This window comes from Achromobacter sp. 46006, from assembly GCF_059761975.1.
Genome location: NZ_JCBANN010000058.1, coordinates 14910 through 31900, shown reverse-complemented (window position 1 = coordinate 31900; position 16991 = coordinate 14910). Strand labels below are relative to the sequence as shown.

General features: G+C 67.9%; 13 protein-coding genes. 3 read left to right on the top strand and 10 right to left on the bottom strand.

Annotated features, from left to right (window positions below; translation table 11 throughout):
* Positions 1-54 precede the first annotated feature (54 nt).
* The 9 genes from AC6LKG_RS21630 to AC6LKG_RS21590 form a co-directional block, all read right to left on the bottom strand.
* A complete protein-coding gene (locus tag AC6LKG_RS21630; RefSeq protein WP_498167985.1) occupies positions 55-1170 on the bottom strand; it encodes an ABC transporter substrate-binding protein in 1116 nt (371 codons plus the stop codon).
* Between the two features lie 39 nt (positions 1171-1209).
* Positions 1210-3414, bottom strand: coding sequence for a TonB-dependent alcaligin siderophore receptor FauA (gene fauA / locus AC6LKG_RS21625; RefSeq protein ID WP_498167992.1), 2205 nt, complete (start codon positions 3412-3414; stop codon positions 1210-1212).
* 167 nt (positions 3415-3581) lie between these two features.
* A complete protein-coding gene (locus AC6LKG_RS21620; RefSeq protein ID WP_498167989.1) occupies positions 3582-4811 on the bottom strand; it encodes a multidrug effflux MFS transporter in 1230 nt (409 codons plus the stop codon).
* Between the two features lie 130 nt (positions 4812-4941).
* Positions 4942-5856 carry a helix-turn-helix transcriptional regulator gene (locus AC6LKG_RS21615; RefSeq protein ID WP_498167987.1) on the bottom strand — a complete coding sequence of 305 codons (915 nt, stop codon included), beginning with the start codon at positions 5854-5856 and terminating at the stop codon, positions 4942-4944.
* A 206-nt stretch (positions 5857-6062) separates the two neighbouring features.
* Positions 6063-7229, bottom strand: a complete 1167-nt coding sequence (locus tag AC6LKG_RS21610; RefSeq protein ID WP_049073899.1) for an aromatic ring-hydroxylating oxygenase subunit alpha — start codon at positions 7227-7229, stop codon at positions 6063-6065.
* Between the two features lie 39 nt (positions 7230-7268).
* Positions 7269-8057 carry a siderophore ferric iron reductase gene (locus AC6LKG_RS21605; RefSeq protein WP_498167982.1) on the bottom strand — a complete coding sequence of 263 codons (789 nt, stop codon included), beginning with the start codon at positions 8055-8057 and terminating at the stop codon, positions 7269-7271.
* Positions 8012-9865: an IucA/IucC family protein gene (locus tag AC6LKG_RS21600; RefSeq protein ID WP_498167979.1), complete on the bottom strand. Its 1854-nt coding sequence runs from the start codon at positions 9863-9865 to the stop codon at positions 8012-8014. The genes AC6LKG_RS21605 and AC6LKG_RS21600 overlap by 46 nt, the downstream gene beginning before the upstream one ends.
* Positions 9862-10467, bottom strand: a complete 606-nt coding sequence (locus AC6LKG_RS21595) for a GNAT family N-acetyltransferase (protein ID WP_498167976.1) — start codon at positions 10465-10467, stop codon at positions 9862-9864. Before AC6LKG_RS21595 ends, AC6LKG_RS21600 begins: the two co-directional genes overlap by 4 nt.
* Before the next feature lie 17 nt (positions 10468-10484).
* Positions 10485-11882, bottom strand: a complete 1398-nt coding sequence (locus tag AC6LKG_RS21590) for a lysine N(6)-hydroxylase/L-ornithine N(5)-oxygenase family protein (protein WP_498167974.1) — start codon at positions 11880-11882, stop codon at positions 10485-10487.
* Between the two features lie 388 nt (positions 11883-12270).
* Between AC6LKG_RS21590 and AC6LKG_RS21585 the strand changes: the two genes are divergently transcribed.
* From AC6LKG_RS21585 to AC6LKG_RS21575, 3 genes are all read left to right on the top strand, one after another.
* Positions 12271-12885: an ABC transporter ATP-binding protein gene (locus AC6LKG_RS21585; protein WP_498167972.1), complete on the top strand. Its 615-nt coding sequence runs from the start codon at positions 12271-12273 to the stop codon at positions 12883-12885.
* The gene (locus AC6LKG_RS21580) at positions 12876-13676 is read left to right on the top strand and encodes an ABC transporter permease (protein ID WP_498167969.1); all 801 of its coding nucleotides are present in this window, start codon (positions 12876-12878) and stop codon (positions 13674-13676) included. Before AC6LKG_RS21585 ends, AC6LKG_RS21580 begins: the two co-directional genes overlap by 10 nt.
* Before the next feature lie 128 nt (positions 13677-13804).
* Positions 13805-14431, top strand: coding sequence for a VTT domain-containing protein (locus AC6LKG_RS21575; RefSeq protein WP_231891639.1), 627 nt, complete (start codon positions 13805-13807; stop codon positions 14429-14431).
* 134 nt (positions 14432-14565) lie between these two features.
* Here the strand turns inward: AC6LKG_RS21575 and AC6LKG_RS21570 are convergent, their stop codons facing one another.
* Positions 14566-16794 carry an NADP-dependent isocitrate dehydrogenase gene (locus tag AC6LKG_RS21570; RefSeq protein WP_498167968.1) on the bottom strand — a complete coding sequence of 743 codons (2229 nt, stop codon included), beginning with the start codon at positions 16792-16794 and terminating at the stop codon, positions 14566-14568.
* Positions 16795-16991 lie beyond the last annotated feature (197 nt).

Here is a 16991-nt window from a genome sequence, read left to right as displayed (position 1 = left end):
GAGTGTGGGAGGGCGGGCCATCGGCGCGCGCCGCGCGGGGCTGGCGCGGCGGCATCAGGGCGCAGCCTCGCCGGCCTGGGCACGGCGCGCGGCCCGCGCCAGTTGCGGCGCCAGCCGGTCCAGCATCCAGGCCACCGCCAGCGGCGTGCCGGAGGACGAGGCCATGACCAGCGCCGGGTCGCTCAGCGCCACGTAGGCGCCGCGCCGTACCGCGGCAATCGAGGCATACAGGGGCAGGGCCGCGGTGCGGTCGCGTTCCTCGGGGGTATAGAACCAGGACACCAGGATGTCGGCGTCGCCGAGCGCGTCGGCGTGCTCGAAGCCCAGGTAGTGGGCGAAGTGCCCGGCGCTGGCCCGCAGGCCGCGCACCGACGGCGCCAGGGCCAGGCCCATGGCCGTGAGCGTATCGACCCGCGGATCGCCGGCCACGTAGGCGGCGAAGTTGCCCGAGCCCAGGTCGGCGCGCACATAGGCGAAGGTCTTGCCGGCCAGTTCGGGGTAGCGCCGCGCGGCCTGCGCCAGCGCGTCGTGGATGCGGGCCTTGAGCGGCCCGGCGGCCTCGCGCCTGCCGAGCGCCGTGGCGATCAGGTCGATCTGCGTGTCCACCGGGGTCAGGAACGGCTGGCCGGGATAGGCCACCACAGGCACCAGCCGCGACAATTGCGCGTAGGCCTCGGGCGTCACGCCGGAAAACGGCGCCAGCACCACGTCCGGCCGCAACGCGATGATCTTCTCGATATCCAGTTCGGGGTATACCGTGATGCGCTCGGGCAGGGGCTGGCCGGTGGCCTCGATGGCGGCGCGCACCCAGGGCCAGTAATGGTCGGCGTCGCCGCCCCAGTCGGCGCGGCCCACGCCCACCGGCACCACGCCCAGCGCCAGCGCCAAGTCGTCGGCGCCCAGGCCCAGGGTGACGACGCGCCGGGGCGGGGCCTTGATGACCGCCTTGCCGAGCGCACTGTCCAGCGTCACCGGAAAACCGCTGGCCGGCGTGTCAGCGCCGTCGCGCGGCGCGGGGTTGGCCGCGCTCGTTGCCGCGGTGGGCGCCGGCGCGGCAGCGGGCGGCACGGGGCGGTCGCAGGCCGACAGGGTCCAGGCCATGGCCAACGCCGCCGCGCCCAGGCTAGCGCGGCGCCGCCAGGACACCGCGATGAGTCGATGCAGACGCATTGTGCCGGGGAACTCCTTTCCGGGTTGTCTGCCGCCGCTTCAGTACTGCGCGCGCAGCGTCAGCATGACGTTGCGCGGCGCGCCATACCAGCCCTGGCTGTAGAAGCCGATCTGGTCGTAGTACTTGCGGTCGAAGACGTTGTTCAGGTTGAGCGTGGCCGAGACCTGCTTGCTGAAGTCGAAGCGGGCCATCAGGTTGACCAGCGCGTAGCTACCTTGTTCCACGTCCACGTTGCCGCGCGGGCTGGCGGCGGAGCGGTAGATGCGGCTTTGCCAGTCGACGCCGCCGCCCACGGTCAGGCGGTGCAGATCGCCCGGCAGGCGGTAGGTGGTGTAGACCTTGAACAGGCTGCGCGGATGGCTGGTGTTGATCGGCTTGCCGTCGGCGTCCTTGGCGGTGAAGTGGGTGTAGCTGGCGCCGATGTTCCAGCCTGGCGTGAGTTGCCCGCTGGTTTCCAGTTCGAAGCCCTCGACCTTGGCGCCGGAAACGGCGCGGTAGGCCTGGGTGCCGGGCATGCCGATGACGGATTGCCCGGGGATCGCCTGCGCGAGGTTGTTCTGGCGGGTCTGGTACAGCGACGCGGAGGCGTTCAGCAAGCCGTCCAGGTAGGCCGCCTTCAAGCCGATCTCATAGCTCTTGCCGTCGATCGGCGGCAGGATAGAGCCGCTGGGCGAGCGCGCATTCTGCGGCTGGAAGATCTCCGTGTAGCTGGCGTACGCAGTGTAGGTGCTGTTGATGTCGTACAGCAGGCCGGCGTAGGGCGTGAACTGGTCGTTGATCTTGTACTGGCGCTTGGTGCCGAAGTAGGTCTGGTTGGTTTCCCAATTGCTCCAGCGCCCGCCCAGGATCAGGTGCAGGGGATCGGCCAGGGAGAAACGGCCCACCGCGTAGGCGCCGGTCTGCTTGACGCGCATGTCGTCGGCGGGCGTCTTGTTGGCGGCCCAGGTGGGTTCGGCGATATGATCCTGGCGCCAGTCGAAGAAGCTGCCGATGGCCGGCTTGGCGCCGGTCTGCAGGTATTGGCCGATGTTGCTGTGGTCGTTGACGCTCATCCAGCCCAGCGCCAGTTCGTGCTTGCGGCCGAACAACTGGAACGGGCCCGACACGGTCAGGTGGATGTCGTCGCGCGAACGGTCGCCGTCGTAGTTGTTGTAAGCGCTGCTCATGCCCGCGCCGGTGACGCGGTCGGGGTAGCCGCCGCGGAACAGTTGCTTCATGCGGTAGTCGCCATCGTTGTGGCTGTAGGCGGCGCGCACCTTCCAGTCGTTGGCGAAGCGATGCGTCAGGTCGACGAAGGTGGTGGTGGACTCGGTGTCGATGCGGGCCCAGCGGGTATTGTTGGCCACCGAGCGGTTGAAGTCGGTGCGCGAGCCGTCGCTGTAGAACAGCGGAAAGCCGCTGCCGAAGCCGTTGCTCTGGTTGCGGGAATACTCGATGCCGGCGGTCAGCACCGTGTCCGGCGTGAGGTCGGCGCTGATAACCCCATAGAAGGTGCGCTTGCGCGAATCCAGGAAGGTCACGTAGCTGTCGCCCTGGTCATAGGCGGCGACGAAGCGCGAGCGGATGCGGCCGCCTTCGGTGACCGGCACCGACAGGTCCAGGTTGCCGCCGACCTGGTTCCAGCTGCCGGCGCTGGCGCTGCCGGACAAGGCGAATTCGCGCAGCGGCTTCTTGCGGATGAAGTTGACGGCGGCCGACGGATTGCCTGAACCGGTCATCAGGCCGGTGGCGCCGCGCACGATCTCGACGCGGTCGTAGATGGCCGAGTCGATGTCGGTGGCGCCGTAGTTCCACAGGCTGAGGATGGGCGAGTTCAGGCCGTCGAACTGGAAGTTGTCGATATCGAAGCCGCGCGACGAGAACGCAAAGCGGTTGCTGTCGTTGCGCGAGACCGAGATGCCGGGCGCGCTGGCCAGGATCGCGCCGGTGTCGCGCAGGCCCTGGTCCTCGATCTGCTGGCGCGTCACCACGCTGACGGACTGTGGCGTCTCGCGCGGCGACAGCGTCAGGCCGGTGGCCGTGTTCATGGCATCGGTGGTGTAGGAATGGGTGCCTTCGGTGGTGCCCGGGATGCCGGCGCCGCTGACGGTGACGGCGGGCAGTTGCGTGACATCGTCGGCATCAGGGGTGGTGGCGCGCTGGGCGCTGGCTTGCTGGTGGGCGAGGGCGGAGCAGAACAGGGCCGTCTGAATCGCGCGAACAAGAGGACGCAACCGACGCGGACGCGCGGCGGGCGGGGGCAGTACGAACGGCATGAGGACAAGCTCCGGCTGAAAAATTTGGTAATGAGAATTATTGATTTTTACCGTTGTGCTGATGTATGCCGGACGACGCGATGCATATGGAGAATGCCGCTGGCCCGGTGTGCCGCCGCGCGAATGTGCCCGCTCCAAACCCGCGGGACGGCACCCTAGCCCAGGCCGGCCTCGGTCTTGGCCACGGGAGCGCCGCTGCGGTGCAGCCAGGCCCAGCCGATGGCGCTGGCGGCCACGCAGGCCAGCATGGCGGCCGCCAGCCGCAGCGGCTGGCCATACACCAGCGGCACGCCCCAGCCGCTGGCCACGGAAAATGCCAGCATCTGCAGGAAGCCCAGCACGGACGCGGCGGTGCCCGACAAGTCCGGCACATGCCCCAGGATGCGCAATGTCATGGCCGGCACGCCCATGGCCAGGCCGCAGGTGTACAGGCCGGGCAGCAGCACCGCCCAGGGCAGGCGCGGCGGCTCGGCGGCGGCCATGTACAGCACATAAGCCAGGCAACTGCCCGCCATCAGCAGATAGGCCAAGCGCGTGATGCGCCCGTCCGACCAATGGCCGGCCTTGCGCGCCGCCAGCAGCGCGCCGGCCATGGCGCCGGCCACCAGCGGCACGAACAGATAGGCGAAATCGGTTTCCGGCAATCCCAGGACGTTGACGATGAAATCGGGCGCCGCCCCGATCAGGAACCCCTGGGCCGCGAACAGCAGGCTGAACGCCGCGCCCAGCGCGGCATAGCGCCGGTTGCCCAGCACGCGCGCATAGTTGCCGCCCAGCGTGCGCCAGGCCAGCGGCTGGCGCCGCGCGGGCGGCAGCGTTTCGGGCAGGCGCCGCGCGCACAGCAGCCAGGCGGCGCCGGCCAGCGCGGTCAGCAGCAGGAACACGGATCGCCAACCCTGGTGCGCGGCCAGGTAGCCGCCCAGGATCGGCGCCAGCGCCGGCGACAGGTTGAACACCAGGATCAGGTAGGACATGGCGCGGCGCGCCACCGCGCCGTCGTAGCAGTCGCGGATGATGGCCTGTCCGACCACGATGCCGGCGCCGGCCGACAGGCCCTGCACCGCGCGCCCGGCCAGCAGCCAGCCGAAGTTCGGCGCCAGCGCCGCCATCAGCGCGCCGGCGACGTACACCCCCAGCGCCGTGAGCACGACGCGGCGCCGCCCCAGCGAGTCGGACAGCGTGCCATGCAGCAGCAGCATGGAGGCATAGCACGCCATGTACACGCCCAGCGTCAGTTGTACGGTTTCCTGCGGAACGGCGAATTCCCGGCCCAGCGCCCCGAATGCGGGCAGGTAGGCGTCGATGGTGGCGGGGGCGACACAGGACAGCAGGCCCAGCATCAGCACCATGACGGGAAAGGAAGGCAGGGGTTCGCGGCGTGACACGACGGCATCCATGGCAGGGGCTTCCCGGGCTGGGAAGCGCTGTCGCATGGTCGCCTGGCATGGCGGGTTGCAGGAATGGAGAACGCCGCGAGAGCAATGGGCGCCGCCGGAAGCCGTGCACGGCCGGCGCTCAGTTCAGTTCGCTGGGCGCGATGCCGTAGCGTTCGCGGAACGCCGTGGCGAAGTTGGTGGCGTGGCGGTAGCCGACGAAGTGCGCGGCCTGCTGCACGCTGCATCCCTGGGCCAGCTGTTCGCGCGCCACCTCCAGGCGGCGCTCGCGCAGCCAGCTGAAGACCGAGCGCTGGTAGGCGGCCTGGAACTTGGCGCGCAGCGTGCTGGGGCTCATGCAGGCCAGCCGCGCCAGGTCGTCCAGCGTATGTTCCTCGCCGGGCGCGTTGTACAGGCGTTCGCGCACCCGTTCCAGCAACTGGCGATCGCGCTCGGAAACGGTGTTGTCGGCCGGCGCGCGCTGTTCCAGCGTGGCCAGGGCGTGCGCCAGCAACTGCGTGGCCACGCCTTCGCGCAGCATGGCCTGCAGCGGGCCGTCCCAGCCGCAATCGAGCAGGTGTTCGATGGCCTGCAGCAGATGGCCCTGCACCTGCCAGCGGCGCAGCCGCAGCGACGGCGAACGCAGCGCCTTCCAGATCAGCTCGCTGGCCGGGTCGTCGCCCGCGCCATCCGGGTCGGACAGCGACAGGTTGACGCTGCGCAGGCGCTGGCCGGGCGCGTGGATGCCGGTCATGGCGACGGTGTCGCCGTACAGCGCGCTGACGCCGCTGTGCGCGGCCAGCCTGACGTCGTCATGGCGATCGATGCGGGTCTGGGCGTTGCCCTGCAGCATGACGATGGCCGAAAAACGCGGCGACATCATCGAGGTGGCTTCGTAGTGCTGGTGCACGCGCACGTCGGACAGCACCAGTGTCAGGCCGGGGCGGATCGCGTGGGTCTCGACCCGGCCTTCGGCGATGCAGAGGGTTTCCGGGTCGCCGCGCCGCGCCCCGTCCACTTGGGGCAGGCGGTACCGGAAACCGCTCTGGCTGCCCATGCGGTTGAAGTCGGCGACGGTGAATTGGGCGGGGGAGGGTGATGGGTTCAAGATCGTCACTCGCGTTACGGGATGAGCCCCTAAGATGGCCGTTCACAAGCCATTCGATGTGAGAATGAGAATAACATATGTTCGCATTGTTGCAGCTATTCTCACCCATGCGGCACCATTTTTTGGCGCCATGCCCACTTCCCCCGACACCCGCCTCAAGGCGCCGCGCAATCGCCCAGCTCGTCTCCCATGATGTCGCGATACCACTCGTGGAAATGCTGCATGCCGTCCTCCATCGGCGATTGGTAGGGGCCGCTTTCGGAAGTGCCGCGGCGCAGCAGCGCCAGCCGGCCGGCGTCCATGCGTTCGCCGATCTCGTCATCCTCGACCGCCGTCTCCATGTAGGCCGCGCGCTGCGCCTCGACGAATTCGCGTTCGAACAGCGCGATCTCCTCCGGGTAGTAGAACTCGGCGATGTTGATGGTTTCCTGCGGACTCTTGGGGTACAGCGTGGAAAGCACCAGCACGTGCGGGTACAGCTCGATCATGTGGGTGGGGAAGTAGGTCACCCAGATCGCGCCGAACTCGGGCGCCGAGCCGTCGCGATAGCGCATCAGCGTGTCGTGCCAGTCGCGGTAGACGTCGGAGCCGGGCTTTTCCAGCGAATCGTGCACGCCCACGCGCTGAAGGCTGTGCCGGCGGCCGAATTCCCAGCTCAGGTCGTCGCAGGTGACGAAGCGCCCCAGCCCGGGATGGAACGGCCCGACGTGATAGTCCTCCAGGTAGACCTCGATGAAGGTCTTCCAGTTGTAGTTGCACTGGTGCACCTCGACGTGATCCAGCACGTAGTCGGAGAAATCGAATTCCGGCCGCTCGAACAGGTGGCCCAGGTCGACGCGCGGGTCGCGCGGGCCCTCGAACAGCAGGCCATGGCAGTTCTTCAAGGGGAAGCGCGGCAGATTCAGGCACGGCGTGCTGGGGAACTGCGGCGCGCCCAGGATCTGGCCGCGGTTGTCGTAGGTCCAGCGATGCAGCGGGCAGACGATGTTGCCGCCGCTGGCCGACAGGTTGCCGGCGGGGTTGCCGGGGCCGGTGACCGCGCCGGTCTCGCCGCCCAGGATCAACGCCTGCCGGTGGCGGCAGACGTTCGAGACCAGCTCGACGCCCTGGGCGTTGCGCACCAGCACGCGGCCGCCGTCCTCGTGCGGCAGGCGGCGCCAGTCGCCCGGCTCGGGCACGCCTTTCTCGTGGCCCACGTACAGTGCCGATTGCTTGAATATCCGTTCCTGTTCGCGGGCGAACAGGGCTTCGTCGAAATAGGCCCGAACGTGCAGCGGGCTCAACGCCTCGCGCACATGCTCAAGGCGGCCAATGTCCGTCATTTCCGACTCCTTGTGCCGTCATGCAAGGCCCGGCCGCCCTCAGGCGGGCACGGCGCTCTCGGCGTCGATCCGGGTCATGCGTTCGGCAAGATCCAATTTGGGGCAGGTGCTGCAGTAGTCGCCGTCGCGCTTGCGGAAGTAATGGCAGCAGACCTGCCGGTCCACGGTGATAACTGGCAGGTCCGCGCGCCGCCATGTCAGATAGCCGCTGCGTCCGGGCACGCCCAGCAGGTCCATCCAGGCGACGGCCTGCCGCTGGGCCCAGGCATTGGCGGCGTCGCCGTCGTCATGGCGCGCCGCCAGCAGGGCATACAGCACGCAATCGGCCTGCATGCTTTCGGCGGCGCGCGGGCTGACCCGCAGCACCTGGGTCAATTCGCGGTAGAAAGTGGCGCAGATATTGCGCAGTTGCGCGGCGGCGGCCTGCATGCGTTCGCGCAGGCCGGCGCGCAAGGGGGCATGGCGCTCCAGGGTGTAGCCGATGATGAAGCCGTCGTCCGGCACCGGCTGGGTCATGCGGGACAGGTCCGGCACGATTTCGCTGCGGTGCGCGGCGATCACGCTCAGGTAGACGGGCTGCCAGATCAGCAGCCCCCAGCAGCGCAAAGCCAGGTAGTGCGGCCCGGCCTCCGGATGGCGCTGCTCCCAGACATCGCGCAACCGCGCGATGGCCTGGGTGTTGTCGGCGCCCGGGCGGATGCCCGGGCCGGCCGCCGCCACCTGGCCCGACAGCCCGGGCACCAGGCGGCCGGTCAGCGCCAGCAGGTCGTCCAGGTCGTGGCTCACGCAAGCGCCCGCGCGGTGTCGGCCTGGCCCTGGCCCAGCCATTGCGGCCGGTAGCGGGCGATCGGGTTGGCCAGGTTGGGCGCCATCTGGAAGCTGCCGATGGGGTCGGCCAGGTTGACCATCTGCAGGTTGTTGGCCAGTTGCAGGCGGTTCAGGCACGAATGGATCATCTCGGGGGCGAACAGGTCGTACTGGCGGTATTTCTCCATCCGTTCCGGATGCGCCTCCTGGTAGGCGGTGATGCGGCCGGCCACCAGTTGCCAGAAGGCGTCCTCGTCCATCACGCCGTAGTCGGCCAGCACCTGCGCCAAGTGACGGAAGTAGCCCTCGAACACATCGACGAAGATGGTCAGCAGCTTGTATTCCTCGGGCACGTCGGCGGCCAGGCGGCGGGCGTTCTCGGGCAGGGCGGCGTTCGGGTTGAGGATCGACGATTCCTCGGCGATGTCCTTCATGAAGGCGCGCACCGGCACGTGGTCCTCGACCACCAGGATGACGTTCTCGCCGTGCGGCATGAACACCAGGTCGTGGGCGTAGAAGCAATGCACCAGCGGCGTGAGATAGGCGTCGACGTAGCGCTCCAGCCACGCGGCGGCGTCCAGGCCCGAGGCGCGGATCAGTTCCGGTAGCAGCGCGCCGCCCTGCGGATCGACGTGCAGCAGCGCCGCCATGGTCATCAGGCGCTGGTTGGCGCCGATCAGGGCGGTCGGGTTCTCGCGCCACAGCGCCGAGAACATCTTCTTGTAGGGCGTGTCGACCGAGATGGCCGCTTCGTAGTAGTAGTTGCGGAATCCCAGCGAGGCCGCTTCGCGCAGGATGGTGAAGCCGTTCTGGCGCAGCCACGGGTCGGCCGAGATCAGTCCGTGCAGGTACTCGTTGATGGCCGGGGTGCCGGACATGTAGTACGGCGACAGGCCGCGCATGAAGCCCATGTTCAGGATCGACAGCGAGGTCTTGACGTAGTGCTTGCCGGGCTGGCTGATGTTGTAGAAGGTGCGGATCGACTGCTGTGCCAGGTAATCGTCGTCGCCATAGCCCAGGCACACGATCTTGCGCGTGGCCACGTAGGGGGCGAACGCCAGCGACAGCTTGTTGAACCACTGCCACGGATGCGAGGGCATGAAGTAGTAGTCGGCCGGGTCCAGCCCCTGATCGCGCAGGGTCTGGGTGTGGCGGGCGACGGTGTCCGCGCCCAGTTCGTCGCGCAGCAGGCTGTCGTAGTCCATGGTCGACAGGCAGGCGAAGTGGGCATTGTCCTTGTGCACCGCCAGCCACATCACGCGGATCGGGCTGGCGCATTCCGGGGCGTAGACGTGGTAGTCCTCGGCGTCGAAACCCAGGCGGCCATTGTTGGCGACGAAGCTGGGATGGCCTTCGATCATCGAGGTCTCGATGGTCTGGTAATCGGCCAGCGCCAATTCGGCGGCCGAGGGCGCGGCGCGGGTGTGCTTGTAGGCGCTGCCGTGCAGCGTGCTGGTGATCTCGTCCAGGTAGATCGGCAGGCGGTCCTCGGGCATGCCGAGCTTGTCGCGGATCTCGATGACGAACTGCAGCGCGTCCAGCGGCGCGGGCGTGCCGGCCATGGTCTTGCTGATGGATTCGGGCGGGATGCGCCAGTGGCGCATGGCCATCAGTTGCGCGTCGAACTGGTATTCGGCATGGCCGTCGGCCAGCACCAGGCGGTAGCGGTCGAAGCCTGGCGCCTCGGCCGGGCCGAGCCGCTCGGGCTCCAGCAGCCACTCATGGGCATATTCCGAGATGGCCTTCTTCACCAACAGGCGGTTCACTTTGTCCCAGACCTCGGGCGCGAGGTGGCTGGCGATCTGGGCGGGATGGGGCTGGGTGCTCATAGGGAAGACTCCTGGAGTTGGGCCTGTTCAAACTGCTGCCGGCTGCAGAAGGCGATGCTGGCGGTCTTCTCGCGAAAACGCGCCTGGCCGGCATAGACAAAACCCATGGCCAGGTTGAGCGCATGGATCTTGCTGTTGTTGCTGTCGGGTTCCACCACCACGCGCCGGGCCTGGAGGCGGTCGAACATGAAGCGCATCACGAAGGCCAGCACGTTGCGGCTGAAGTTCGGGATGCGCACGCGCGGCGGGCCGATGAAGATGTGCATGCCGAGGTCGCCGGGGCGCACCGGGTAGTGCTCGCCAACCTGGTCGTGGGCAGGGTCGTAGCATTCCACCAGGAAGGCCGGGCGGCCGTCGTGGCTGCCGAGCCAGGCGCCGGCATGGCCGCTGTCGACCAGGGCCTCGTAGAAGTCGCGCACCTGCGCTTCGGTGAAGGTCTGCATCGACCAGAAGCGCGCGTAGTCCATCGCGAACCACTGGCGCAGCAGGGCGGCATCGCCGGCGGGATCGAGCGGGCGCAGCGCCAGGCCCGCGCCCTCGTCGTAGTGGCTGCGCGCCTGGCGGTCGATCTCGCCCAGGAAGGCGGCGGTCATGGTGATCATGGCGGGCTCCCTGGAACTCAGACCGAGGCGGCGCGATGGCCGTCCAGCATGGGCATCAATTCCGGCGCCACGCCGCCGCGGCACGCCGACGCGGGTTGTCCCGCGCGATGCGCCAGCACGCCGCTGGCCGGCGGGCGGAAGTCCTGCAGCGCGGTGCGCGGCTCGATGGCGTAGTGCTCGTGGCCGGTCAGTTCGCGCAGGATCTGCGAATTGCGGTAGCAGCAGAAGCCCAGGTCGGGATTGGTGACGCCATGGCTGAGCAGGCCGCTGTTCTGCACGAAGATCTCGTTGCCGCCGTGGTCGATGGTGTAGTTGCGGGCGATCTGGTAGTTGCCGTCATCGGCCCAGGCGATGCGGTCGTGGATCGGATTGACGCAAGCGGGGATGCTGCGGGCGTAGCCGGTGGCCAGCACCAGGCCGTCGGCCGCGTGCGAGAACACCTGCCCGGTGTCGACGTGGCGGAACTCCAGGTGGTAGCGGGCGGCGTGGCGGTCGTAACGGCTGGCGCGCAGTTCGGCATTGGTCAGCAGCGTGTAGCGGCGGTCGCCGTTGTGGATCTTTTCGTCCAGCAGGTCGTAGATCTGGTTGATCAGCGAGGCGTTGATGCCCTTGTACAGGCTGCTCTGCTCGGCCAGGATCTGGCGGCGGCGGTCTTCGGGCAGGTCGTAGAAGTAGTTGGTGTAGTCCGGCGAGATCAGCTCCAGCGTGAGCTTGGTGTTCTCCATCTGGAAAAAGCGCGGCGAACGCGTGATCCAGGTCAGGCTGTAGTCGTGTTCGTCGCTGTCGCGCAGCAGGTCGTGGAACACCTCGGCCGCGCTCTGGCCGCTGCCGACGATGGTGATCGAGGCGCGCCGCTGCAGTTGCGCCTTGTGCCGCAGGTATTCGGCGCTGTGGATGTAGGGCGCCTCGCGCCGGTCGCAGCAGGCAGGCAGCGCCGGCTGCGACCCCAGGCCCAGCACCAGCTTGCGGCAGCGGACCATGAAGCGTTCGCCATTGACGCTGTGCTGGCCGGTGACCAGGTAGGTGTTGGTCTCGGGGTCGTGCAGCACGCTCTGCACGTCGCTGTTGAAGCGCAGGTTGGGCAGGCGCGCGGCCACCCATTTGCAGTAGCGGTTGTACTCGGCACGCGTGAGGTAATGGTTCTCGCGCATGTAGTACGAATAGATGCGGCCGGTCTGCTTGCAGTAGTTCAGGTAGCTGTATTCGCTGCGCGGATCGGCCAGGCTGACCAGGTCCGCCAGGAACGGGTTCTGCAGGGTGGAGGCCTCGATCAGCATGCCGGGGTGCCAGTCGAATCCGGGCTTCTTGTCGAGGAAGAGGGCGCGTACGCCGGGCAGCGGTGCCGACAGGCAGGCCAGGCTGAGATTGAAGGGGCCTAGGCCGATCGCGACGAAGTCATGGATTTCACGGTTCATGAGGGTGACGCCTTTTGCTGAGTCTCTCGTTGCACGGGCGGCGCCCGGAATGGGCACCGCGGGACAGGGCCGGCCGTGGCGCCTAATCAGGCGGAACGGGACGCGACTGGCGGGCCTGCCTGTCGGTCCACTGCAGCAGCAAAGGATTTCCAGCGCCGGTATTGCATGAATCGAACATCGTTGTTGGTATGATTTTCATTTGCAATATGGGAACTCTAGCAAATGGTTTTTTGGCGTGATGCTTCGTCGCGCCTACCCAGGCGGCGCTCATATGCAGGGTGGCGAAGGGCATAGGGACATGGCCGCCGCGCATAAGCTCATGCGCCAGCGCGGGAATCGGCCGGCGCGCGGCGCATACCCGAGGGGCGCGCGGGTTATGCTTGCCGCCATGTCACAGAAACCTCCCGTGCTCAGGTTGCGCGGCGTCTACAGCGAACGCCTGGCGCCTGTCAGCCTGGACCTGGCGGCGGGCGAATGCGCCGCCATCACCGGCCCCTCGGGGTCGGGCAAATCGCTGCTGCTGCGCCAGGTGGCAGACCTCGATCCTGGCCATGGCGAAGTGGAACTGGACGGCGCGCCGCGTTCGGGCATGCGCGGCCATGCCTGGCGTCGCCAGGTGATCTACTGTCAGGCCGAGGCCGGCTGGTGGGACGACTACCTCGCGCCGCATTTCAATGACCGCGGGCAGGCCGCCGAACTTTTGCGGCGCCTGGGCCTGGCGCCAGAAAAAATGGATGCGCTGGTGCAGGAGCTTTCCACCGGCGAACGGCAGCGCGCCGCCCTGGCGCGAGCCCTGGCGCTGGCGCCGCGGGTCCTGCTGCTGGACGAGCCCACGGCGGCGCTGGATCCCGAAGCCACCGCGCGCGTCGAAGCCGAATTGCGCCGCTACCTGGAGGGCGACACGGCCATCCTCATGGTCACCCACAACCTGGAGCAGGCGCGGCGCATGGGGCGGCGCGGCTGGCGCATGGAGCAGGGCAGGCTGGAGCCGCAATGGACGTGATCAAACTGCAGGCGCCGGACCTGGTCATCGCCTCCTTGTTGGTGCTGCTGTCGGCGGGCATCTCATTCGCCCTGCGCTTGAATCTGCAGCGCCAGGTGCTTTGGGCGGCATTGCGCACCGTGGTGCAGTTGCTGCTGGTCGGCCATATCCTGCGCATCGTGTTCGCGCATGCGGCGCCCTGGCTGACCGCGCTGGTGGTGGCGGTGATGATGGCGCTGGCGGCGCGTGAGGTCGCGGCCCGGCCCAAGGGGCGGCTCAGCGGCCACGGCAACGGGCATGTGGGCACGATGGCGGTGGTGGCCACCACGGTGGTGACGGCGCTGTTCGTGTTGAGCACCGCGCTGCGGCCCGAACCCTGGTATGACCCGCGCTACACCATCGCGCTGGTCGGCATCGTGCTCGGCAGCGTGCTGAACGCGGCCAGCCTGGCGCTGGATGGGGTGCTGTCGGGGGTGCGGCGCGACCGGCTGGCGATCGAGGCGCGCCTGTCGCTGGGCGCCACCGCGCACCAGGCCTTCGCGGCGCTGCTGCGCGAATCGGTGCGGCGCGGCATTGTGCCCAGCATCAACCAGATGTCGGCGGCCGGCATCATCACGCTGCCCGGCATCATGACCGGCCAGATCATTGCCGGCATGGATCCGATCGACGCGGCCAAGTACCAGATCCTGCTGATGTTCCTGCTGTGCGGCGCCAGCGGCATGGCCGCCATGGGGGCGGCCTACGGCGCCATGCGGCGCCTGACGGACGAACGCGGCCGCCTGCGGCTCGATCGACTGATAGCGCAGCGCTGACGCGCCGTGCGGCCAAATTTGATGAAATCTCGACGGTGTCTGCCGCATACTTGCGCCCCTCCATGTAAAGAAAAGGCCGGCGCCACCGGCCATAGAAGAAGGGCGGGATCCGTATGAGCATTACCGAGATGTTTGCTTGGCTGACCAGCGAGCAGGGCCTGATGGCGCTGCTGGCGCAGAACTGGGTGCTGGGCACCTGTATCATCGCCGCCATCGTGTTTATCGAGACCGGCCTGGTGGTGATGCCGTTCCTGCCGGGCGATTCGTTGCTGTTCGCCGCCGGCGCATTCCTGGGCCTGGCGGGCATCGATCCGCTGGTGTCGCTGGCGGCCATCACGGCCGCCGCCATTGCCGGCGACGCGCTCAACTATGCCATCGCCTCGTCCCGCTGGGGGCAGAAGCTCGCCCACAGCCGCTGGGTCAAACGCGAACACCTTGAGCGGGCGCGCGCCTATTTCGCGCGCTATGGCGCCATGACCATCACGGTGGCGCGCTTCGTGCCCATCGTGCGCACGCTGGCGCCGTTCGTGGCCGGGCTGTCGCAGATGCCGCGCCGCACGTTCTTCATCTACAACGTGGTCGGCGCCATTGCCTGGTGCGGCTCGATGCTGCTGGCCGGCTACTGGCTCGGCTCGATCGCCTGGGTGCGCGCCAACCTGCACTGGGTGTCGGTCATCATCATCGGGCTGTCGCTGATTCCGGTGGCGCTGCAATGGCTGCAGATCCGCCGCGCGCGGCGAGTCTCGCAAGCCTAGCGGCCGCGAGGCACGGCGGGTTGCTGGCGACAAGGGCCGGCCACGACGATAAAGCAAGAAAAAAGCCGGCGGCTCCGTGAGGAACCGCCGGCCTTGGCGCGACCGGGCCGGCTGGCCCGGCGGCGTGATGGGGTTTAGCCGATGCTGGCCAGCACCTGGTTCAGCGTGGCGCTGGGGCGCATGGCGCGGCTGGCCTTGTCTTCGTTCGGCTGGTAGTAGCCGCCGATGTCGACCGGCTTGCCCTGGGCGGCCTTTAGCTCTTCCAGGATCTTGGCTTCGCCTTGCGCGAATGCGGCCGCGGCCGGGGCGAACAGCGCGGCCAGCGCGCGGTCGTCGGTCTGCTCGGCCAGGGCCTGGGCCCAGTACATCGCCAGATAGAAGTGGCTGCCGCGGTTGTCCAGGCCGCCGACCTTGCGGTCGGGCGACTTGTTCTCGTCCAGGAACTTGGCGGTGGCCAGGTCCAGCGTCTTGCCCAGCACCAGGGCGCGGGCGTTGTCGTAGGCGCGGCCGAGGTGATCCAGCGATGCGGCCAGGGCCATGAACTCGCCCAGCGAATCCCAGCGCAGGAAGCCTTCTTCCAGGAACTGCTGCACGTGCTTGGGCGCCGAACCGCCGGCGCCGGTTTCGAACAGGCCGCCGCCGGCGACCAGCGGCACGATCGAGAGCATCTTGGCGCTGGTGCCCAGTTCCATGATGGGGAACAGGTCGGTCAGGTAGTCGCGCAGCACGTTGCCGGTGACGGAGATGGTGTCCAGGCCTTCGCGGATGCGCTTGAGCGAGAACTTGGTGGCCTCGACCGGGGCCAGGATGCGCAGATCCAGGCCGCTGGTGTCGTGGTCGTTCAGGTACTGCTTGACCTTGGCGATGACCTGGGCGTCGTGGGCGCGCTTTTCGTCCAGCCAGAACACGGCCGGCGTCTGGCTGACGCGGGCGCGGGTGACGGCCAGCTTGACCCAGTCCTGGATGGCGGCGTCCTTGGTCTGGCACATGCGCCAGAGGTCGCCGGCCTCGACGGCCTGCTCCAGCAGCACCTTGCCCGAGGCGTCGGTGACGCGCACGGTGCCGGTGGCGGGGACCACGAAAGTCTTGTTGTGCGAGCCGTATTCCTCGGCGGCCTGGGCCATCAGGCCGACGTTGGGCACGCTGCCCATCGTGACCGGATTGAAGGCGCCGTGCTGCTTGCAGTCGTCGATGACGGCCTGGTAGACGCCGGCGTAGCAGCGGTCGGGGATGACGGCCTTGGCGTCCTGCAGCTTGCCTTCGGCGTTCCACATCTTGCCCGAGTCGCGGATCATGGCGGGCATGGAGGCGTCGACGATGACGTCGCTGGGCACGTGCAGGTTGGTGATGCCCTTGTCGGAGTTCACCATGGCCAGCTGCGGCAGCGTCTTGTAGGCGGCGTCGATGTCGGCGGTGATCGCGGCCTGCTGGTCGGCGGGCAGCGATTGGATCTTGGCGTACAGGTCGCCGATGCCATTGTTGGGATCGAAGCCGGCCTGCTTGAGGACGGCGGCGTGCTTGGCCAGCACGTCCTTGTAGAACACGGACACCACGTGGCCGAAGATGACCGGGTCGGAGACCTTCATCATGGTGGCCTTCAGGTGCACCGAGAACAGCACGCCCTGGGCGCGCGCGTCGTCGATCTGGGCCTGCAGGAAGGTCTTGAGCTTGGCGGTCGACAGCACGGCGGCGTCGATGATCTCGCCGGCCTTGACCGGGGTCTTTTCCTTCAGCACGGTCTTGGCGCCGTCGGCGGCGGTCAGTTCGATCTTGACGTCGCCGGCCTCGGCGATCAGGGCCGACTTTTCGGTGCCGTAGAAGTCGCCGCTGTCCATGTGCGCCACATGCGACTTGGAATCAGCCGTCCAGGCGCCCATCTTGTGCGGGTGCTTGCGGGCGTAGTTCTTGACTGACAGCGGGGCGCGGCGGTCGGAGTTGCCTTCGCGTAGCACGGGGTTGACGGCGCTGCCCTTGACCTTGTCGTAGCGCGCCTTGACGTCGCGCTCGGTGTCGTTGGCCGGGGCGTCAGGGTAGTCGGGCAGCTTGTAGCCCTGGTCCTGCAGTTCCTTGATGGCGGCCTTGAGCTGCGGCATCGAGGCGCTGATGTTCGGCAACTTGATGATGTTGGCTTCGGGCTGGACCGCCAGGGCGCCCAGCTCGGACAGGGCATCGCCCAGCTTCTGGCTGTCGTCGAGGTAGTCGGGGAACAGGGCGATGATGCGGCCCGCCAGGGAGATGTCGCGGGTTTCAACCGTAATGCCAGCGGACTTCGCGAAGGTCTGGACGATCGGCAGCAGGGAACGGGTTGCAAGCGCCGGAGCTTCGTCGGTGAGGGTGTAGATAATCTTCGGAGTAAGAGACATGATCCTTGAATCTGTTCGGCGGTGGCGCTAGGCGCAAACCCGAACATGCTATGCGGCGTCAGCCGGTAGATGTTGTCGAGAGTGGGTTCGTATGGGCTGACCCGGGCAGGCCCCGATCGGCTCAACATGGCGCCGCCCGTCCTTTATTTGCCGGTCCAACTGCCCGACCGCCTGGAAGGTGCGACTGCCACGAACCA

Coding starts and splice junctions, on each gene's coding strand:
- AC6LKG_RS21570 (WP_498167968.1), bottom strand. CDS start 16,794: ATGTCTCTTACTCCGAAGATTATCTACACCCTCACCGACGAAGCTCCG.
- AC6LKG_RS21615 (WP_498167987.1), bottom strand. CDS start 5,856: ATGGGCAGCCAGAGCGGTTTCCGGTACCGCCTGCCCCAAGTGGACGGG.
- AC6LKG_RS21585 (WP_498167972.1), top strand. CDS start 12,271: ATGTCACAGAAACCTCCCGTGCTCAGGTTGCGCGGCGTCTACAGCGAA.
- AC6LKG_RS21600 (WP_498167979.1), bottom strand. CDS start 9,865: ATGAGCACCCAGCCCCATCCCGCCCAGATCGCCAGCCACCTCGCGCCC.
- AC6LKG_RS21610 (WP_049073899.1), bottom strand. CDS start 7,229: ATGACGGACATTGGCCGCCTTGAGCATGTGCGCGAGGCGTTGAGCCCG.
- AC6LKG_RS21630 (WP_498167985.1), bottom strand. CDS start 1,170: ATGCGTCTGCATCGACTCATCGCGGTGTCCTGGCGGCGCCGCGCTAGC.
- AC6LKG_RS21595 (WP_498167976.1), bottom strand. CDS start 10,467: ATGATCACCATGACCGCCGCCTTCCTGGGCGAGATCGACCGCCAGGCG.
- AC6LKG_RS21580 (WP_498167969.1), top strand. CDS start 12,876: ATGGACGTGATCAAACTGCAGGCGCCGGACCTGGTCATCGCCTCCTTG.
- AC6LKG_RS21605 (WP_498167982.1), bottom strand. CDS start 8,057: ATGGCTGGGCCAGGGCCAGGCCGACACCGCGCGGGCGCTTGCGTGAGC.
- AC6LKG_RS21590 (WP_498167974.1), bottom strand. CDS start 11,882: ATGAACCGTGAAATCCATGACTTCGTCGCGATCGGCCTAGGCCCCTTC.
- AC6LKG_RS21575 (WP_231891639.1), top strand. CDS start 13,805: ATGTTTGCTTGGCTGACCAGCGAGCAGGGCCTGATGGCGCTGCTGGCG.